This is a genomic window from Achromobacter sp. DH1f, from assembly GCF_000633435.1.
GTDB lineage: Bacteria > Pseudomonadota > Gammaproteobacteria > Burkholderiales > Burkholderiaceae_B > Achromobacter > Achromobacter deleyi.
The window spans coordinates 116,817-135,601 of the sequence record NZ_AYMF01000024.1 but is presented as its reverse complement, the minus strand read 5'-3'; the positions used below and the strand labels follow the sequence as shown (position 1 = coordinate 135,601).

Here is an 18,785-nt window from a genome sequence, read left to right as displayed (position 1 = left end):
GGAGCCCTATGAGCAATACCGTTCAAATCAAAGTGCCGGACATCGGTGACTTCAAGGAAGTCGAAGTCATCGAAGTGCTGGTCGCCGTGGGCGATACGATCAAGGCCGAGCAAAGCCTGATCACCGTCGAATCCGACAAGGCCTCGATGGAAATCCCGGCCTCGCAGGGTGGCGTGGTCAAGTCGATCGCCGTGAAGGTGGGCGACAAGGTCGCCGAGGGCGCCGTGGTGCTCGAGGTCGAAGCCTCGGACGCCGCCGCCGCGCCGGCTGCCAAGGCCGACGCGCCCAAGGCAGAGGCCCCGAAGGCAGAGGCTCCCAAGGCCGCCGCCGCACCGGCTCCCGCTGCCGCCACCTACAAGGGTTCGGCCGATTCCGAATGCGACGTGCTGGTGCTGGGCGCCGGCCCTGGCGGCTATTCGGCCGCCTTCCGCGCCGCCGACCTGGGCCTGTCCGTGGTCCTGGTCGAACGCTACGCCACCCTGGGCGGTGTTTGCCTGAACGTCGGCTGCATCCCGTCCAAGGCGTTGCTGCACAACGCCGCCATCATCGACGAAGCGCGCGAGCTGGCTGCCCACGGCATCAGCTTCGGCGAACCCAAGATCGACCTGGACAAGCTGCGCGGCTACAAGGACAGCGTGGTCGCCAAGCTGACCGGCGGTCTGGCCGGCATGGCCAAGGCGCGCAAGGTGACCGTGGTGACGGGCGTGGGCGAGTTCGCCGACGCCAACCACCTGGCGGTCAAGGGCGCCGACGGCAAGTCGCAGACCATCCGCTTCAAGCAGGCCATCATCGCCGCCGGCAGCCAGTCGGTGAAGCTGCCGTTCCTGCCCGCCGACGAGCGCATCGTCGATTCCACCGGCGCGTTGCTGCTGCGTGAAATCCCCAAGAAGATGCTGATCATCGGCGGCGGCATCATCGGCCTGGAAATGGGCACGGTGTATTCCACGCTGGGCGCGCGCCTGGACGTCGTGGAAATGCTGGACGGCCTGATGCAGGGCGCCGACCGCGACCTGGTCAAGGTCTGGCAAAAGAAGAACACCGGCCGTTTCGACAACATCATGCTCAAGACCAAGACGGTCGGCGCGGAAGCCAAGAAAGACGGCATCTACGTCACCTTCGAAGGCGAGGGCGCGCCGAAAGAGCCGCAGCGCTACGACCTGGTGCTGCAGGCCGTGGGCCGCAGCCCCAATGGCAAGAAGATCGGCGCCGACAAGGCGGGCATTGCCGTGACCGACCGCGGTTTCATCGAGGTCGACCGCCAGATGCGCACCAACGTGCCGCACATCTTCGCCATCGGTGACATCGTCGGCCAACCCATGCTGGCGCACAAGGCCGTGCATGAAGGCCACGTGGCGGCCGAAGTGGCCGCCGGCCAGAAGTCGTTCTTCGACGCCCGCGTGATTCCGTCGGTGGCCTACACCGATCCGGAAGTGGCGTGGGTCGGCCTGACCGAAGACGAAGCCAAGAAGCAGGGCATCAAGGTCGAGAAGGGCGTGTTCCCGTGGGCTGCCTCGGGCCGCGCCATCGCCAACGGCCGCGACGAAGGCTTCACCAAGCTGCTGTTCGACGCCGAGACGCATCGCATCCTGGGCGGCGGCATCGTGGGTACCCACGCTGGCGACCTGATCAGCGAAGTGGCGCTGGCCGTGGAAATGGGCGCGGATGTCATCGACATCGCCAAGACCATCCACCCGCACCCGACGCTGGGTGAATCGGTGGGCATGGCGGCCGAAGTGGCCGAAGGCGTCTGCACCGACCTGCCGCCCATGAAGAAGAAGTAAGCCGCGGCGTGTGCCGGACTTCGGTCCGGCCTGGCCAACGCAACGCAGCCCGGCGGGGATCTTCCCCGCCGGGCTGTTTTCATTGGGACGTTTTTCTGGATAATCCATCCCGCGCCAGCGGGCTGATTCCGGCGGGGCGGCTGCCTAGAATCGAATCTCCCCTTACCGATGCAGGAGATTTTCCATGGCAGACCATTCCATCAAAGGCAAAGTCGCGCTGATCGCCGGTGGCGCCAAGAACCTGGGCGGTCTGATCGCCCGCGACCTGGCTACGCAAGGCGCCCGCGCCGTCGTCATCCACTACAACAGCGCCGCATCCAAGCCGGACGCCGACGCCACGGTGGCCGCCATCGAGGCCGCCGGGGCCAAGGCGGTGGCGTTGCGGGCCGACCTGAGCACGGCGGGCGCCGTCGAAAAGCTGTTTGCCGATGCCGTGGCCGCGGTGGGCCGCCCCGACATCGCCATCAACACGGTCGGCAAGGTGCTCAAGAAGCCGCTGGCCGAGATCAGCGAGGCCGAGTACGACGAGATGGCTGCCGTCAACGCCAAGTCGGCGTTCTTCTTCCTGAAAGAGGCGGGCCGGCATGTGAATGACAACGGCAAGGTCTGCACCCTGGTGACGTCCCTGCTGGGCGCCTTCACGCCGTTCTACGCGGCCTATGCCGGCAGCAAGGCGCCGGTCGAGCATTACACCCGTGCCGCGGCCAAGGAGTTCGGCGCCCGCGGCATCTCGGTGACGGCGGTGGGCCCGGGCCCGATGGACACGCCGTTCTTCTATCCGGCCGAAGGCGCCGATGCGGTGGCGTATCACAAGACCGCCGCTGCGCTGTCGCCATTTTCCAAGACCGGCCTGACCGACATCGAAGACGTGGTGCCGTTCATCCGCCACCTGGTCAGCGACGGCTGGTGGATCACGGGGCAGACCATCCTGATCAACGGCGGCTACACCACCAAGTAAGCGGCGGGGGCAGCGGGCCGGCAGACGGACCGGCTATGCTGAGCCCGGCGGCACCGTGCCGCCGGAACACGCCGGAACGGGTATGGACAGATTCGAGCAGTACCGCGTCTTCGCGCAGGTGGCGGAGATGGGCAGTTTCATCAAGGCCGCCAATGCGCTGGAGCTGCCGCGCGCCTCCGTATCGGCGGCCATCCAGCAATTGGAAACCCAGGTGGGCGTGCGGCTGCTGCACCGGACCACGCGCCAGGTGCGCCTGACCGCCGACGGCGCCCAGTTGCTGGAACGCCTGCGGCCGCTGCTGGCCGAGGTGGAAGAGATCGACCACCTGTTCCAGCAGAGCGCGCGCCAGGTGGCCGGACGCCTGAATGTGGACGTGCCCAGCCGCATCGCCCGGCGGCTGGTGGCCCCGGCGCTGCCGGGGTTGCTGCGCCGCCATCCCCGCTTGCAGCTGGCGCTGGGGTCCAGCGACCGCGCCATCGACCTGATCCAGGAAGGCGTCGACTGCGCGGTGCGCATCGGCGCGCTGCACGACAGCAGCCTGGTGTCGCGGCCGCTGGGCCGCATTGCCCTGGTCAATTGCGCCAGCCCGGCCTATTTGCGCGAACAGGGCGTGCCGCTCACGCCCGAGGACCTGGCGCAGGGACACTGGATGGTGGGCTACGCGTCGCCCACGACGGGCCGCGAACTGCCCTGGGACATCGCCGCCGGCCCGGCTATCGCGCTGCCCAGCCGCGTGGTGGTGAACAACGCCGAAAGCTATATTGCGTGCTGCCTGGCGGGCCTGGGGCTGATCCAGATCCCGCGCTTCGACGTGCAGCACCTGCTGGACGCGGGGGAATTGGTCGACGTCATGCCGGCCCACCGCGCCGCGGCCATGCCGGTGACGCTGCTGTATCCGCACCGGCGGCAGCGCTCACGCCGGTTGGCGGTATTTCTGGAATGGTTCGAGGAACTGATGCGCAAGCACCTGGACGCCTGAGGGCGGACGGAATGCAGGGCAGAAAAGCCTGCGAGGCAGGCTGTAGGAAGGCGAGCTGCGCCTCTCGAGCGCGTGGGCGCCGCCGCGTGGCGGCGAGAGCGCGGCGGGTATTACGCCTGCGTGTTGATGCGCGTGCCCAGCGTGCCGTCGATGGCGACCACCGGCAGCGATTGCATCAGCGTGGCGACGGTGTCGGCCTGCGCGTTGATGGCTTTCTTGGTGACGCGCGCCTGGATTTCCGCCATCAGTTGCGCGTCGCGCATGGCCAGGCCGGTGTTGACGGTGTTGTTGACGGAAAGATCCATGGCGGGGTGTCCTGGTGGCATGCATGCCGGGCGGGAGCCGGCAAGGGTGAGTCGATTATCGCCTGCTTCGTGCGGGCGGGGCAACGTTTTACCGCACGCCGTCTGGCGATTTCATTGCTGGATCGGGCATTCCTTGATCGCGCCCCAGCCGTGATTCGCGCCGCAGAACAGCTTGCGTGCGGCCCAGGCGCAGTCCGGCCGCTCGAAAAAGCCCAGCGTGGCGCAGCGCGCCAGTTCCGCCTTCAGGGTGTCGACCCAGGCGTGGGGGTTCTCGGCGGGAATCTCGGTGATGCGCAGTGTGGATTTAGGGGCCGTGGCGGCGGGGGCGGCGGCCGGTTCACGCGGGGTGGGGGCGTCCGCTGCGGGCGCGTTCGCCGTCGCAGGGGCGTCGGTATCACTCGTATCGGTGGGGGCCGACGTGGGCGGGGCGGCGGCGGGCTCGGTCGGGGCTTCCGTTGGGGTTTCCGCCTTTACGCGATCATCCACAGCGCCCACCACCGGCGCCGGTTCGCGGGTCTCTGCCGGATCGGACGGTTTGGGCGCAGCGTCCGCGCCGGGCGCAGGGGGCGATTGCAGCGGCACCCGCACGGGGCCGGCCGCGTTCACGCCGGAGCGCGCGGCGTTGGGCGTGCTCCAGGACACCACCAGCAGCACCAGGGCGCCGTAGATCGCCAGCGTGTACAGAACCGTCAATGTGGCGTAACCCACCCGTTTGCCCGTCATGGGCTCGGCATCTTCCCGGCCCAGCAGGCTGCGCCAGCCGACCAGGGCGGCGCCCGGGGCGCTGATCAGCCACCAGGCCAGGCGCCTGGCCAGGCTGGGGCGCGGCAGTGAAGCCTGCACTTGCGCCGCCAGCAGCTCCCGCAGCGCGCGGTTTTCTTCGCGCAACTGCTGAGTCTGCGCATCCTCCGGCTCCGCGTCGTGGGGATCCGTAGTGCTGTCGTGCTGCGTAGCGAGTGGATCGGGAGGCGTGGCGGTCATGTTGCGAAAGATATGGATACAAAAGGCGTGCGACGGCAATTATGCGGGAAGTGCCAAGACAGGCAAATCACGAATAGCTGGGAAAAAGGGGGGCTTGGCGTTGATTCGCCGGGAGGAAGCGGGCGCGCTGGCGAATCGCTGCGACGGCCTCGCACAAAAAAACAAGCCGGCTTGCGCCGGCTTGGGTTGCGACCAGGTGCGAAGGACCTGGTGCGAAGGCGGGTGGAGCAGGCCTTGCGGCCTGTCCGACCCAACCGTCGGACGTTGCGGCGTGATTAACGCAGCAGCGACAGAACGGTTTGCGGCACTTGGTTGGCTTGCGCCAGAACCGAGGTACCAGCCTGTTGCAGGATCTGAGCCTTCGACATGTTCGACACTTCCGTGGCGTAGTCCGCGTCTTGAATACGCGAGCGGGCGGCCGACAGGTTGTTCACGACGTTGTTCAGGTTGGCAACGGTCGATTCCAGACGGTTTTGCACAGCGCCCAGTTCGCCGGTCAGCTTGTTCAGCTTGGTGAAGGCGGCGTCCAGCGTCTTCAGCGGGTCGGCGGTCTTGTCGCCCTTGCTGGTCGTGTCCGTGGTCAGTTGGCCCGAGGCGCTGACGTAGGCGGTAGCGCCAACCTTGGGAGCGTAGTCGCCCGTGCCCGTGCCGCTCTTGACCGTCGCCTTGCCCGTGTTGGGGTCAACGTTGTACACGGTGCTGTACGTCTGGGTGCGGGTGAAGTTGCCCTTGCCGTCAACCCACGTGTCGGTCGAGGTGCCGGTCGTGAACGTCAGGGTCGCGGCGGTGATGCCTTGGCCCAGGTTGATCGTGCTGCCAGCAGCGCCGGCCTTGAACGTGGCCAGCAGAGCATCCTTGGAGACCGTGTCGGTGTACGTCACGACGCCAGCGGTGCCGCTGCTGTTGAACGTCTTGCCGCCGATCGAGACGCTGGCGCCACCGACGGCTGCCTTGCTGGTAGCGGTCAGGACGTTGTCCAGCGTGGCTTGCGTAGCAGCGCCGGTCGGGTCGTTGGTCGACAGTTCGCCGGTGGTGGCCAGGTAGGCAGCCTTGCCGCCGATGGTGACCTTGCCAGCCGAGTCGACTTCGAACGTCGTTGCGGCCGAGCCCTTGTTGGCGTAGGTGCCGGTGGCGGTGCCGGTGGCCGGGGTCAGCGACGTGGCCAGCTTGGTCAGCGCGGCGGCGTCAGCGGTCTTGTTCTGGAACGTGAAGTTGCCGTTGGCGGCATCGTACGTGTAGGTCGTGCCGCCCACAGCGACGGTGTTGCCGTTTTCCAGCTTGCCGAACGCTTGATCAGCGGTCGCGGCAGCGTGGGTGGTGTTCACGGTCCAGTCGTTGCCGACAGCGGTGCCGCCAGCAGCTTGCAGGTCGGACACGGTGGCGGTGCGGTTGTTCGTCACGCCGGTGCCGTTCACGTTGAAGCCGTCCAGACCCAGCGTCTTGACGCTGATTTCCGACAGGTTCAGGGTGATCGTTTCGCCGTCGTTGGCGCCGACTTGCAGCGTCAGCGGCTTGGCGTTGCCCGACAGAACCTTCACGCCGTTGAAGTCGGTTTGTTCGGAGATGCGGTTGATGTCGTCCAAGCGTTGCTTGATTTCATCTTGCATCGAGTTCAACTGCTCTTGCGAGTAGTTGCCGTTGCCGGCTTGCACCGTCAGTTCGCGAACGCGTTGCAGGTGGGTGTTGATTTCGCCAGCGGCGCCTTCCGTCGTCTGGGCCAGCGAGATGCCGTCGTTGGCGTTGCGGGCGGCTTGGGTCAGACCCTTGACGTTCGCGGTGAAGCGGTTGGCAATGGCCATACCGGCGGCGTCATCCTTGGCGCTGTTGATGCGCAGGCCGGACGACAGACGCTCGATGGCGGTACCCAGGGCGGATTGGGACTTGTTCAGGTTGTTCTGGGCAACCAGCGACAAGTAGTTGGTATTGATAACTGCAGCCATGTTTAAGCTCCCAAGGAGAGAAAGGCTTCTTCAAACCGGGCAGCTGAGCCGCCCAACTGTAACGTGAAGAACTGACTTAGTTGCTTTCAAGTTCGTCCGTTGCCAGGATTACGGCATTGCCAAATCAATCTTTAGGGCTAATTCGCGAAAGTCGCATTTTTTTCCATTCCTCTCGTCCATTCGCATGAATGTAGAACGAGAGGAATGGCGAGGATTACAGCAAGATGCCGCCGATGCGCAGGCCGCCAAGGACGCGCATCAGTAATTCCTGCGCGACCGGGTCGACATTGCGGGCGCCCTTGAGCGCCAGGCCGTCCGGATGAGCAAGGCGGCCGGAGGTTAGCGCGTCGCGCAACTGCGTGCGGACTTCCGCCTGCGTCAATGTGCCATCGAGCAGGGCGGCGACGTAGCGGGTGGCCGGGTCGGCGCTCAGGTTCACCCATTGGTGCCACAGGTTGTAGTGGCCGACCTGCAGGGTCTTTTCGCTGGCGGCAATGATCAGTTCTCGCGCGCCCGGAATCAGGCGGGGCTTGGCCGAGTCGTTGCCATAGCCCACGGGTTCGCGGCGATAGCGCAGGGCGCCGCAATTCATCAGTGTAATCAGATGCAACAGCGTGGCATGTTCCAGGGCCGCTCCGGTCTGCGTCGATTTGGTGGCGGCGATGGCCAGGGCCTGCTCGAACGGGATCGGCGCGGGCCATTGTTCCAGCAGCGCTTCGATCAGCGCGATCAATGCCGGGTCCTGGGTGGCCAGGCCCGTGTTGGCCGGCGTGCGGAAATGCCGGAAACCGGGATTGTGGCGGTCGCGTTCGGTCTCGGGTTGCAGTTGGGCAGACACATGCATCGACGCGAAGTGGCCCGCCTCGGGGCGCTCACGGATCTGGTCGGCCCGGTCCGCGTGCACCAGCAGGCTTTGGCGGAATTGCCGGCCTACCGCGAAGTCCAGGTATTGCTCGCGCATGATGCGGTCGGCATCGGCGGACATGGCGGCCAGCGCCTGGGCCGTGGCGTCGCCGTAATTCGAGGCGAAGGAGCCTTCGGGTTGCACGTCGCTGACGTAGGCCAGGCCGGCCTGCTGGATGCTGGCGACGAACTCCAGGAAATAGCAGGGCGAATTGATCATTTCCAGGTATTCGTGGAAAAGATAATGGTCAGGCTGCTGGCTCAGCGTATGCGCGGCCTGGCGAATCGCCTCGCGCATCGGATTATTGGGCGACAGGCCATGTTCCAGCAGGCCCAGCATTTCCTTGGCCTTTTTCAGTTTCTCGGCCGGGGAGGTGGCCGAGAAACTGTTCAACTGCATCGCGTCGCGCAAGATGTCCGACGCTTTCCAGCCTGGATAGGTGTTGTAGCTGATGAAGGCAATGCCTTCGGGCGCCAGGTTGTCGCGGCAGACGCGCAGGATGGCTTCGCGCACGACCGGGGGCACCCAGCTGAAGACGCCGTGGCAGATGATGTAGTCGAACTTGCCCAGGCTGTCGTCGATGTCGGTGATGCTCAGGGCGCGCAGGTCCAGGTTGCGCACGTCCAGCCGCTCGACCAGTTCGCGCCCGGCGTTGATCTGCTCGGGCGACAGGTCGATGCCGATGACCTCGGCATCCGGATGCGCGACCGCGAACGGGATCAGGTTGCCGCCGGCGGCGCAACCCAGCTCCAGCACGCGCGCCCGCGCCAGCGGCGCGGAGTCCAGGCCGTACAAGTGCGCGACCGCCCGCAAGTGTCCCGGCGCGGTCTGCGAGAGGGCGTTGGACGTGTAGGGGGTTTCGTCGTAGGCGTCGGAAATCGCCTGGTTGAGCAGATCGGGTTGGGTCATCTCGGGGTCCGTGTCGAGGCCGCCACAAAACGGGCGGCCTGGTCGCGCGCGTAGGCAATGGCAATAACAGGCTGACAGCGTATCAGCGGGCGGCCAGCCTGGAAGGGTCGAAAAAGGGTGGAAAGAGCCCGGGTTTCAGCGGCCCGGGCGGGCAGGCGGTCGCGCTCTGCCTGGCCTGTGGTCCAGGCGCCTAGATGATCTGCGCGATCTGCCCTTCCTGGGGCAAATCCTGCCAGGCCTGCTCGCGCAGCTTGGCGCGGATGCGGGCGGTGGCCTGCGAGCGCAGCTGGCAGACGCGGGCCTCGGTCACGTTCATGATCGCGCCGATTTCCTTCAGGTTCAGGCCCTGCTCGTAGCACAGCGACAAGAGCAGCTTTTCGCGGTCGGGCAGGGTGTCGATGGCGTGGATGAGCGCCTGGCGGAAATCGCCGGCCAGGAGCGAATCCAGCGGATTGCCGCCGGCCGAGCCGTGGTTCAGCGTGGCGGTCCAGTCGGTCTGGCCCGAAGCGGCGTCGGGCTCGGTGGCGAAATCTTCGTAGTGCACGATCTGCACGCCCTGGGCGTCGTGCAGCAGCGTCTGGTATTCGTTCAGCGGCATGTCCAGCTGCTGCGCGATCTCGGCCTCGGTGGGGGCGCGCATCAGGCGCTGTTCCAGTTGCTGGATGGCCTGTTCGATCTTGCGGGCCTTGGCGCGCACGCTGCGCGGCAGCCAGTCCTGGCCGCGCAGCTCATCGAGCATGGCGCCGCGGATGCGGGTGGTGGCGTAGGTTTCGAACTGCGCGTCGGCGGTTTCCTGGTAACGCCGCACGGCGTCCAGAAGGCCGATCATGCCGGCTTGGATCAGGTCGTCCAGTTCGACGCTGGCCGGCAGCCGGGCGAGCAATTGCAGGGCCAGCTTCCGCACTAGCGGGGCATATTCGACCAAGCTGTCATCTGCGTGGGGCATTGCGGGAATGTCGGGCGGTGTCCATCGTGACGCATCGTCGATTGTTGTCAATTTGCGACATTGTCGACAAACGCGCGGCTGCGCTAAAGCTACCAAGATTCTGTGATCGGCAAGGTGTCATTGTCGGCAAAAGCCGTTATTTCATTCCTTAAAGTACGCAACGTTTTGAATGCTTATTTGGCAAATTGACGTAGATTTGTCAGGGATTTCTATGTCAAGGTGTATCTAAAGTCACGAGTTGCGCAATATCAACAAAGATTTGTCATATAAGTCATAGAAAATGACATGACCTGTGGTAAATTTTACTTAAATTGCGAACAAATGATACATTTCGCATTAAAACAGGATGCAGCGGGCAGGGCGCAACAATGTTGCGAATTGTCCTTGGTTATCAAGCCCCTTCGGTGGGATAGGGAATAGGGAGTCGGGCGTGCAACAAGTCGAAAATTCTTTGCTGGCAGATATTCGCGAAGTGAATCTGTCTTATCTATTGCTCGCACAGCGCATGCTGCGCGATGACTATGCTGCATCGATGTTCCGCTTGGGTTTCAGCAACGAAGTTGCCGATATCCTGATGCGTCTTTCTCCGGCTCAGCTGGTGAAGCTGGCCAGCTCCAGTTCGCTCCTGTGCCGTTTCCGTTTCGACGACTACAGCCTGCTGTCCGCACTGACGCATGATGTGCTGGGCGGCGCGCTGCAGCAAGCGCACGCGACGATCCTGCTGGCCAAGCAACCTGTTGAAGAACTGGCCTGACGGCCTGTCGACCCCACTGGGACACGTGTAATGGCCACCAAGAGCGTTTCGCAGGAAGCGGATGACATCCTGCTTGCCAGCTCCATGATCACGCTGGGGGCGCGGCTGCAGGTGCTTGAGGCTGAAACCAGCCTGAGCCACGACCGCCTGGCACGCCTGTACCGCGAAATACGCGGCTGCTCGCCACCGAAGGGCATGCTGCCGTTTTCGGTCGACTGGTTCATGACCTGGCTGCCGAACATCCATTCCTCGCTCTTCTATAACGTGTATTCGTTCCTGAATGCACGCACCAGCAGCAAAGGCATCCGCGCCATCATCGACGCGTATCGCCTGTACCTCGAAAACGCCGGCGTGGACAACGCCGAATCCGCCGAACCCGTGCTGAGCTTCACGCGTGCATGGATGCTGGTGCGCTTTTTCGACAGCGGCATGCTGCAGCTGTCCGCCTGCCGCCAGTGCGGCGGCCATTTCATTGCGCACGCGCATGATCCGCAGTCGGATTTCGTGTGCGCGATCTGCCGCCCGCCACCCCGGGCGGGCAAGACCCGCGCTGCGGCCAAAGCCCGCGCCGGCAGCCGTCCCGCACCCGCCGTGGACGCCGCCCGCTCCTGAGCGGCGCGTCCAAATACATCAAAAGCCCTGGAAAACTCCCCGTAACCCGCCTTTTTGGGTCGGGGGGAACAGGGGATCATTGACGCCGGTTTTAGACTTCGTTGGCAGGGGCCTGATGTGTTGATTGTTATCGGTTTTCTCGTGGTGATCGTGTCGGTCGTCGGCAGCTTCATAGCGCTGGGCGGCCACTTGGGCGCGCTTTACCAGCCGTTCGAACTCACGCTGATCTTTGGCGCCGCCTTCGGCGCCTTCCTGGCCAGCAACAGCAAGAAGTCCTTGATGCTGGTCAAGAGCGCGCTGCCCGACATGCTGAAAAGCTCGCGCTACGGCAAGGACGTCTACATGGAGCTGATGGCGCTCCTGTACGTGCTGCTGAACAAGGCGCGGCGCGAAGGCCTGATGGCCATCGAATCGCATATCGAGGATCCGGCGTCCAGCCCGATCTTCAGTGAATACCCTCGTATCGCCAAAGACGCCAAGCTCATGGAGTTCATCACGGACTACCTGCGCATCATGATCAGCGGCAACATGAGCTCGTTCGAAATCGAAACGCTCATGGACGAGGAAATCGAGACCTACCGCCACGAGCGCGAAGTGCCTGCCAATGCGCTCAAGCAGATGGCCGACGGCCTGCCGGCCTTCGGCATCGTGGCCGCGGTGCTGGGCGTGATCAAGGCGCTGGCCGCCGTGGACCAGCCGCCCGCCATCCTGGGCGACCTGATCTCCAAGGCCATGGTCGGTACCTTCCTGGGCATTTTGCTGGCTTACGGCTTTGTCGGCCCGATGGCCTCGCGCGTCGAACGCCGTTCGGACGAAGCCATGAAAGTGCTGGAATGCATCAAGACCACGCTGCTGGCCAGCATGAACGGCTACCCGCCGCAACTGGCGGTGGAATTCGGCCGCAAGGTGCTGTTCTCGTCCGTGCGTCCGACCTTCGGTGAGCTGGAAGAGCACGTCCGGCAGACCAAGTCGACCGCCAAGGCCTGACGGAGCGGGCCATGAGCACGGTAAACAACCACCGTGTGGTGATCCGCCGCAAGAAGGTCCACGGCGGCGGACACCACGGCGGCAGCTGGAAGATTGCCTACGCCGACTTCATCACCGCGATGATGGCGTTTTTCCTGGTGATGTGGCTGATCAGCATCGTGCCGCGCGAAGAACTGAAGGGCATCGCGGAATACTTCCGCATGCCGCTGCGCGTGGCGTTGACCGGCGGCCCCAGCAGTTCGGCCGAGACCAGCGCGGTGCCCGGCGGCGGGCGCGACCCCTTGCGCAACGACGGCGATGTGCGCCGCGCCCAGGGCAACCGGGTCGAGGCCCAGCCCATGGGCGACGCCGAGCGGCGCGACCAGCACCGCCTGGAAAACCTCAAGAAGCGCCTGGAAAACGTCATCGAGAACAGCCCGGTCCTGAAAAGCTTCCGGCCGCAGTTGCTGATCGACCTGACCACCGAAGGCCTGCGCATCCAGATCATCGACAACCAGAACCGCCCGATGTTCGCGACCGGCCGCGCCGAGGTGCAGCCCTATATGCGCGACATCCTGCGCGAATTGGGGCCGGTTCTGAACGAGCTGCCCAACAAGGTCAGCATCTCTGGTCACACGGACGCGTCACAGTACGCCCGGGGCGAGCGCGCCTACAGCAACTGGGAGCTGTCGGCCGACCGCGCCAACGCGTCGCGCCAGGAATTGGTGGCCGGCGGCATGAACGAAAGCAAGGTCATGCGCATCCAGGGTCTGTCTTCCAGCATGAGTCTGGTTAAAGATGATCCGTATGCGGCCGTTAATAGACGTATCAGCCTAGTGGTGCTCAACCAGAGCACCCAGCGGCGCATCGAAAACGAGAACGCCGCCGCAGCGGACGTGAGCGCCAAGGATGCCCGCGAGGTTGGAACGGCCGTGGAGGCGGTGCAAGCCGCCGCCCAGGCCACGACGGCAACCAAGCAAGGCGAAACGGCGGCAACGCCGCAAGCCGAAGGGGCTCGATAGCAATGGCGGCAACGATTCTGGTGGCGGACGACTCGGCGACGATGAGAATGATCGTGCAGGCGACGCTGACGGGCGCGGGGTGGAAGGTGCTGACGGCCGGCAACGGCCAGGAAGCGCTGGAGATGGCCAAGCGCCATCCGGTGGACCTGGTGGTCAGCGACTGGAACATGCCTGTGATGGGCGGCCTGGAGCTGATCCAGGGTTTGCGTGAGCAGGACCAGTACCTGGATGTGCCAGTGCTGGTGCTGACCACCGAAGACGATGTGGATAGCAAGATGGCCGCTCGGGATCTGGGCGTTTGTGGCTGGCTTTCCAAGCCGGTCGACCCCGATGTGCTGGTGGAATTGGCGTCCGAATTGCTCGATGAGCAGTCCGGCGCGTAAGCAAGTTCATTTATGAAGGCGTACGGGTCATGAGTTCTGGTTTGGACCTCAGTCAGTTTTACGAGACCTTTTTCGACGAGGCAGACGAGCTGCTCGCGCAAATGGAGCAGCTTCTGCTCGAGCTCGACGTGGGCGCGCCCGACATCGAGCAGCTCAATGCCATTTTCCGCGCGGCCCACTCGATCAAGGGCGGCGCGGCCACGTTCGGCTGCTTCACGCAGCTGGCGTGCACGACCCATCTGCTGGAAAACCTTCTGGACGCGATCCGCCGCGGCGAAATGGCGCTGCGCACGGACATGATTGATATTTTCTTGGAAACGAAAGACGTGCTCAAAAGCCAACTGGATGCCTACCGGGCCTCCGAAGAGCCCGATGAAGCCGTGTTTGAACGCATCTGCGCGGTCTTGAGGCAGCTCGCCCTGGAGCAGAAGGACCCTGCCGCCGCGGCGCCCGTTCCGGCCCCCGTTGCCGCGCCCGCACCCGCGCCGGTGCAGGCTGCGCCCGAACCGGTGGCTGAAGCCGCCCCGGCTGCTCCGGCCGCCGACAGCGCCGGCCTGCCGCTGCGCGTGCGCATCACCAAGGTGTCCGACAAGGACGCCGCGTCGTTGCTGGAAGAAATGGGCAACCTGGGCCAGGTCAAGGCCAGCGAGCGCGCCAACGGCGTGCTGACAGTGTGGGTGGACAGCACCTGCACGCCGGACGATATCGAAGCGGTGTGCTGCTTCATCGTCGATGCCGACCAACTGAACATCGCCCGTGAAGCCGCGCCTGCTGCAGCGGCGCCGGCAGCGGCCGAGCCGGCCGCAGCCGCCCCGGTGGCGGCGGCCCCGGTAGAGGCCGCCCCGCAAGCCGCGGCCGCGCCGGCCGTGGCCGAATCCGCCGCGGCGGCCGAAGCCATCTCGCAGGCCGCACGCACCAGCCGCGCCGCCGCGCCCGCCCATGCCGACAAGGAATCGACCTCGATCCGCGTGGGCGTGGAAAAAGTCGACCAGGTGATCAACCTGGTCGGCGAACTGGTCATCACCCAGGCCATGCTGGCCCAGACCGCGTCCACGCTGGACCCGGTGCTGCACGACCGCCTGCTCAACGGCATGGAGCAGCTCGAGCGCAACGCGCGCGACCTGCAGGAAGCCGTGATGTCCATCCGCATGATGCCGATGGACTACGTGTTCAGCCGCTTTCCGCGCCTGGTGCGCGACATTGCCGGCAAGATGGGCAAGCAGATCGAACTGCAGACCTATGGCCGAGCCACCGAGCTGGACAAGAGCCTGATCGAACGCATCATCGATCCGCTGACCCACCTGGTGCGCAACAGCCTGGACCACGGCATCGAGACGCCTGAAAAGCGCGTCGCCGCAGGCAAGGACCCGGTCGGCCAGCTGGTGCTGTCGGCCCAGCACAACGGCGGCAACATCGTCATCGAAGTCAGTGACGACGGCGCCGGCCTGAACCGCGAGAAGATCCTGAAGAAGGCCATGGCCCAGGGGCTGCCGGTCAATGAGAATTCGCCGGACGACGAAATCTGGCAGCTGATCTTCGCGCCCGGTTTTTCCACCGCCGAAAAGGTCACCGATATCTCGGGCCGCGGCGTGGGCATGGACGTGGTGCGACGCAACATCCAGGACATGGGCGGCCACGTGCAGCTGTCGTGCGAGCCGGGCAACGGCACCACCACGCGCATCGTGCTGCCGCTGACGCTGGCGATCCTGGACGGGATGTCGGTGCGGGTGGGCGAAGAAACCTTCATCCTGCCGCTGAACCACGTGACCGAATCGCTGCAGCCGTCCAACGACCAGATCTATTCCGTGGCCGGCAACGAGCGCGTGATGCATGTGCGCGGCGAATACCTGCCGCTGGTGGAAATGCACCGCGTGTTCTCGGTCGGCTCGGCGCAGACCGACCCGACCCAGGCCATCGCGGTCATCATGCAGGCCGAAGACCGCCGTTTCGCGCTGCTGGTGGATCACCTGATCGGCCAGCACCAGGTGGTGGTCAAGAACCTGGAATCGAATTACCGCAAGGTCCCCGGCATTTCCGCCGCCACCATCCTGGGCGATGGCAGTGTGGCGCTGATTGTCGACGTATTTGCGCTTGCGCGCGCCAACCGTGAGCGTTGGTCGCAGCCCGAAGCCATTCTGAATTGATGGAGAAATAGCCCCATGGCAGCCAAACCGCAAGCGCAAGCCGCGCGCAATGAAGATGTCGGCAACGAGTTCCTGGTGTTTACGCTGGGCGACGAAGAGTACGGCATCGACATCCTGAAGGTGCAGGAAATCCGCGGCTACGACGCCGACACGGTGACCCGCATCGCCAACGTCCCGCCGTTCATCAAGGGCGTGACCAACCTGCGCGGCATCATCGTGCCGATCGTGGACCTGCGCATCAAGTTCAACCTGGGCAGCGTCGAATACAACGAGCAGACCGTTGTCATCATCCTGAACCTGGACCGCCGCGTCGTCGGCATCGTGGTCGACGGTGTGTCGGACGTGCTGATGCTGAACGCCGGCCAGATCCGTCCGGCCCCCGAGTTCGGCGCCACGCTGTCCACGGAATACCTGACGGGCCTGGGTACGGTCGACGAACGCATGCTGATCCTGGTCGACATCGAAAAGATGATGACCAGCGACGAAATGGCATTGGTGGAGAAGGCCGCCTCCTGATCGGAGCGGTTGCAATCCTGTGAGATGAGCGCGCCATATTGAACCAATATGGCGCTTTCCTTAACGATGGCAGTCAGGAGTGGTTCTTGTGATGCGCAAGTTTTTCGCGAACATGACGATACGCAGCAGCCTGTTGTGGGTGCTGGCGTTCTTCTCATTCATGTTGGTGATTGGAGCGGCGCTTGGCGTGCTGTCGCTGCGCATCAGCAACGGCACCCTGGCGGAAATCAAGCAATCGCAGGAACTGGACGACGCGGTGGGCCGTGTCGTGTCCAGCTATAAAGACACCCTGAACGGCCTGGGTCGATCGGCCGCGGCCAACTACGCCGACATCGTGCGCAGCGTCGGCCAGCCCACGCTCTTGACGCAAGGCCTGTCCAGCGAGGCCGCCGGCCTGCTGGAACGCGCCAAGGCATCGATGAACAAGGGCCAGGCCGAATTCGATTTCTTCAAGACGCTGCCCAAGCCCCCGGAAGCGGCAGAGTCGTTGAAAGAGGTCGAGGATTCGTACACCGCACTGGTGCAGCAAGGGTTGACGCCGCTGACCGCCGCGCTGGAAAAGGCCGACATGCCGGCCTACCAGTCGCAGGTGCAGAAGGTGCAGGACGCGCTGGAAGGGCGCTTTGCCCGCGCCGTCGAAGGTTTTGATTTCTGGCGCGCCAGCAAGATGCTGGACGCCCATGAAGTGGCGCAGGTGCGCTACCAGTTCGTGCTGCTGGCCGTCAGCGCCGGCGGCGTGATCGCCGCGCTGCTGGTGTTCGCCACCTACGTGTTCCTGCGCCGCCGCGTGCTGCAGCCGCTGAAGGAAGCCGGCCATCACTTTGACCGCATTGCCGGCGGCGACCTGACCGCCCGCGTCGACGCCCGCAACACCAACGAGATCGGCCAGCTGTTCGCCGCGCTCAAGCGCATGCAGGAAAGCCTGACCCGCACGGTGGCGTCGGTGCGCCGCGGCGTGGATGAAATCAACGTCGGCTCGCACGAGATCGCGGCCGGCAATACGGACCTGTCCAGCCGTACCGAGCAGCAGGCGGCGTCGCTGGAAGAAACCGCGGCATCGATGGAAGAACTGGCCTCGACCGTGAAGCAGAACGCCGACAACGCGCGCCAGGCCAACCAGCTGGCGGCCAGCGCGTCGGACGTGGCCGAGCGCGGCGGTTCCGCCGTGGCCGAGGTGGTCAACACCATGCACGGCATTTCGGCCAGCTCGCGCAAGATCTCGGAAATCGTGTCCGTCATCGACGGCATTGCCTTCCAGACCAACATCCTGGCGCTGAATGCGGCGGTGGAAGCGGCCCGTGCGGGCGAGCAGGGCAAGGGCTTTGCGGTGGTGGCGGGCGAAGTGCGCTCGCTGGCCCAGCGCAGCGCGCAGGCGGCCAAGGAGATCAAGGGCCTGATCGAGGACTCGGTGACCAAGGTGGGCGCCGGTTCGCAGCAGGTCGAACGCGCCGGGGCGACGATGCAGGAAATCGTGGCGTCGGTGAAGCGCGTGACGGACATCATGGGCGAGATCTCGGCGGCGTCCGAGGAGCAGTCCAGCGGCATCGACCAGGTGAACCGCGCGGTCTCGCAGATGGACGAAGTGACGCAGCAGAACGCGGCGCTGGTGGAAGAGGCCGCTGCCGCGGCCGGCTCGCTGCAGGAACAGGCGCAGCGCCTGGCCGAGGCCGTGGCCGTCTTCAAGATCAATGCGGGTGAAGTCATCGAAGTGCCGGCGCACCGGCTGTCCGCGGGGCGCGCGGCGCCTGGGGATGATTCGCGGTTGCAAGCGCCCGATGCGCTTGCCCTTGGACACTGAGGGCAGTGGTGGCGACAGCAGCAAACACGGCGCCGTCCATTTCGGTGGACCGCCAATTCGATTTTCGCGACGCGGATTTCACCCGCGTGCGCAAGATGATCCACGCGCGTGCCGGCATTTCGCTGGGCACGCACAAGCGCGAAATGGTCTACAGCCGGTTGGCGCGACGCCTGCGGGCGCTGGGCCGGCAGGACTTCGGCAGTTACCTGGACCAGCTTGAAAACGAGCCCGACGCGGCCGAATGGGAAGATTTCGTCAATGCCTTGACGACCAACCTGACGGCGTTTTTCCGCGAATCGCATCATTTCCCGATCCTGGCCGATTTCGCGCAAAAGCGCGGCGGCCCCGTGTCGGTGTGGTGCTGTGCGGCGTCGACCGGCGAAGAACCGTATTCCATCGCCATCACCCTGGCCGAGGCGCTGGGCGCCCGGGCCAGCGGCTGCTCGGTGCTGGCGACCGACATCGACACCAATGTGTTGAATCGGGCGCGCACGGCGGTCTATCCGGCCGAGCGCGTGGCCAAGATGGAAGACAGCCGGCTCAAGCGGTTCTTCCTGAAGGGCCGCGGCGCCAACGAGGGCCAGGTACGGGTGCGGCCCGAGATTGCGGACATGGTGCGGTACGAGACGTTGAACCTGCTGGCGCCCTCCTGGCCGATCAGCGAAAAGTTCGATGTGATCTTCTGCCGCAACGTGATGATCTATTTCGATAAACCGACCCAGGCGAAGATTCTTGAGCGCTTTGTTCCGCTGCTCAAGCCGGGCGGCCTGCTGTTTGCGGGCCATTCCGAGAACTTCACCTACATCAGTCGGGATTTCCGTCTGCGCGGGCAGACCGTGTATGAATGCGCGGGTCGTGCGTAAAGCTACGTGAGACTGAGGCGGCAA

At 64.8% G+C, this 18,785-nt stretch carries 17 protein-coding genes; 12 read left to right on the top strand and 5 right to left on the bottom strand.

The window, feature by feature from the left end; all coding sequences use genetic code 11:
* Positions 1–8 precede the first annotated feature (8 nt).
* The 3 genes from lpdA to U858_RS0119900 all read left to right on the top strand — a co-directional run bounded on the left by lpdA (position 9) and on the right by U858_RS0119900 (position 3,718).
* Complete coding sequence (lpdA, locus tag U858_RS0119910; protein WP_025138920.1) at positions 9–1,781, top strand: dihydrolipoyl dehydrogenase; 1,773 nt, start codon at positions 9–11, stop codon at positions 1,779–1,781.
* Between the two features lie 184 nt (positions 1,782–1,965).
* Positions 1,966–2,739: an SDR family oxidoreductase gene (locus U858_RS0119905; protein WP_025138919.1), complete on the top strand. Its 774-nt coding sequence runs from the start codon at positions 1,966–1,968 to the stop codon at positions 2,737–2,739.
* Between the two features lie 82 nt (positions 2,740–2,821).
* The gene (locus tag U858_RS0119900) at positions 2,822–3,718 is read left to right on the top strand and encodes a LysR family transcriptional regulator (protein WP_025138918.1); all 897 of its coding nucleotides are present in this window, start codon (positions 2,822–2,824) and stop codon (positions 3,716–3,718) included.
* Between the two features lie 110 nt (positions 3,719–3,828).
* On the opposite strand, the gene U858_RS0119895 is transcribed toward U858_RS0119900, so the two are convergent.
* The 5 genes from U858_RS0119895 to U858_RS0119875 all read right to left on the bottom strand — a co-directional run bounded on the left by U858_RS0119895 (position 3,829) and on the right by U858_RS0119875 (position 9,703).
* The gene (locus U858_RS0119895; protein WP_025138917.1) at positions 3,829–4,023 is read right to left on the bottom strand and encodes a putative motility protein; all 195 of its coding nucleotides are present in this window, start codon (positions 4,021–4,023) and stop codon (positions 3,829–3,831) included.
* A gap of 111 nt (positions 4,024–4,134) precedes the next feature.
* Positions 4,135–5,004, bottom strand: coding sequence for a hypothetical protein (locus U858_RS0119890; protein WP_025138916.1), 870 nt, complete (start codon positions 5,002–5,004; stop codon positions 4,135–4,137).
* A 275-nt stretch (positions 5,005–5,279) separates the two neighbouring features.
* Positions 5,280–6,944 carry a flagellin gene (locus U858_RS0119885; protein ID WP_025138915.1) on the bottom strand — a complete coding sequence of 555 codons (1,665 nt, stop codon included), beginning with the start codon at positions 6,942–6,944 and terminating at the stop codon, positions 5,280–5,282.
* 214 nt (positions 6,945–7,158) lie between these two features.
* A complete protein-coding gene (locus U858_RS0119880) occupies positions 7,159–8,757 on the bottom strand; it encodes a methyltransferase regulatory domain-containing protein (protein WP_025138914.1) in 1,599 nt (532 codons plus the stop codon).
* Positions 8,758–8,947: 190 nt separating this feature from the next.
* Complete coding sequence (locus U858_RS0119875) at positions 8,948–9,703, bottom strand: RNA polymerase sigma factor FliA (protein ID WP_025138913.1); 756 nt, start codon at positions 9,701–9,703, stop codon at positions 8,948–8,950.
* A gap of 430 nt (positions 9,704–10,133) precedes the next feature.
* On the opposite strand from U858_RS0119875, the gene flhD reads away from it, so the two are divergent.
* The 9 genes from flhD to U858_RS0119830 all read left to right on the top strand — a co-directional run bounded on the left by flhD (position 10,134) and on the right by U858_RS0119830 (position 18,761).
* A complete protein-coding gene (flhD, locus tag U858_RS0119870) occupies positions 10,134–10,457 on the top strand; it encodes a flagellar transcriptional regulator FlhD (protein ID WP_006219025.1) in 324 nt (107 codons plus the stop codon).
* Positions 10,458–10,487: 30 nt separating this feature from the next.
* A complete protein-coding gene (gene flhC / locus U858_RS0119865; protein WP_025138912.1) occupies positions 10,488–11,069 on the top strand; it encodes a flagellar transcriptional regulator FlhC in 582 nt (193 codons plus the stop codon).
* A gap of 117 nt (positions 11,070–11,186) precedes the next feature.
* Positions 11,187–12,056, top strand: a complete 870-nt coding sequence (motA, locus tag U858_RS0119860) for a flagellar motor stator protein MotA (protein WP_025138911.1) — start codon at positions 11,187–11,189, stop codon at positions 12,054–12,056.
* A gap of 11 nt (positions 12,057–12,067) precedes the next feature.
* Positions 12,068–13,057 (top strand): flagellar motor protein MotB, encoded by a 990-nt coding sequence (gene motB / locus U858_RS0119855; protein ID WP_025138910.1) that lies wholly within the window; start codon positions 12,068–12,070, stop codon positions 13,055–13,057.
* 2 nt (positions 13,058–13,059) lie between these two features.
* Positions 13,060–13,440 (top strand): response regulator, encoded by a 381-nt coding sequence (locus U858_RS0119850; RefSeq protein WP_025138909.1) that lies wholly within the window; start codon positions 13,060–13,062, stop codon positions 13,438–13,440.
* A 29-nt stretch (positions 13,441–13,469) separates the two neighbouring features.
* Positions 13,470–15,584: a chemotaxis protein CheA gene (cheA, locus tag U858_RS0119845; RefSeq protein WP_025138908.1), complete on the top strand. Its 2,115-nt coding sequence runs from the start codon at positions 13,470–13,472 to the stop codon at positions 15,582–15,584.
* A 15-nt stretch (positions 15,585–15,599) separates the two neighbouring features.
* The gene (cheW, locus tag U858_RS0119840; RefSeq protein WP_025138907.1) at positions 15,600–16,100 is read left to right on the top strand and encodes a chemotaxis protein CheW; all 501 of its coding nucleotides are present in this window, start codon (positions 15,600–15,602) and stop codon (positions 16,098–16,100) included.
* Between the two features lie 91 nt (positions 16,101–16,191).
* Positions 16,192–17,898 carry a methyl-accepting chemotaxis protein gene (locus tag U858_RS0119835; RefSeq protein ID WP_025138906.1) on the top strand — a complete coding sequence of 569 codons (1,707 nt, stop codon included), beginning with the start codon at positions 16,192–16,194 and terminating at the stop codon, positions 17,896–17,898.
* Positions 17,899–17,906: 8 nt separating this feature from the next.
* A complete protein-coding gene (locus U858_RS0119830) occupies positions 17,907–18,761 on the top strand; it encodes a CheR family methyltransferase (protein WP_025138905.1) in 855 nt (284 codons plus the stop codon).
* The last annotated feature ends 24 nt before the right edge of the window (positions 18,762–18,785 follow it).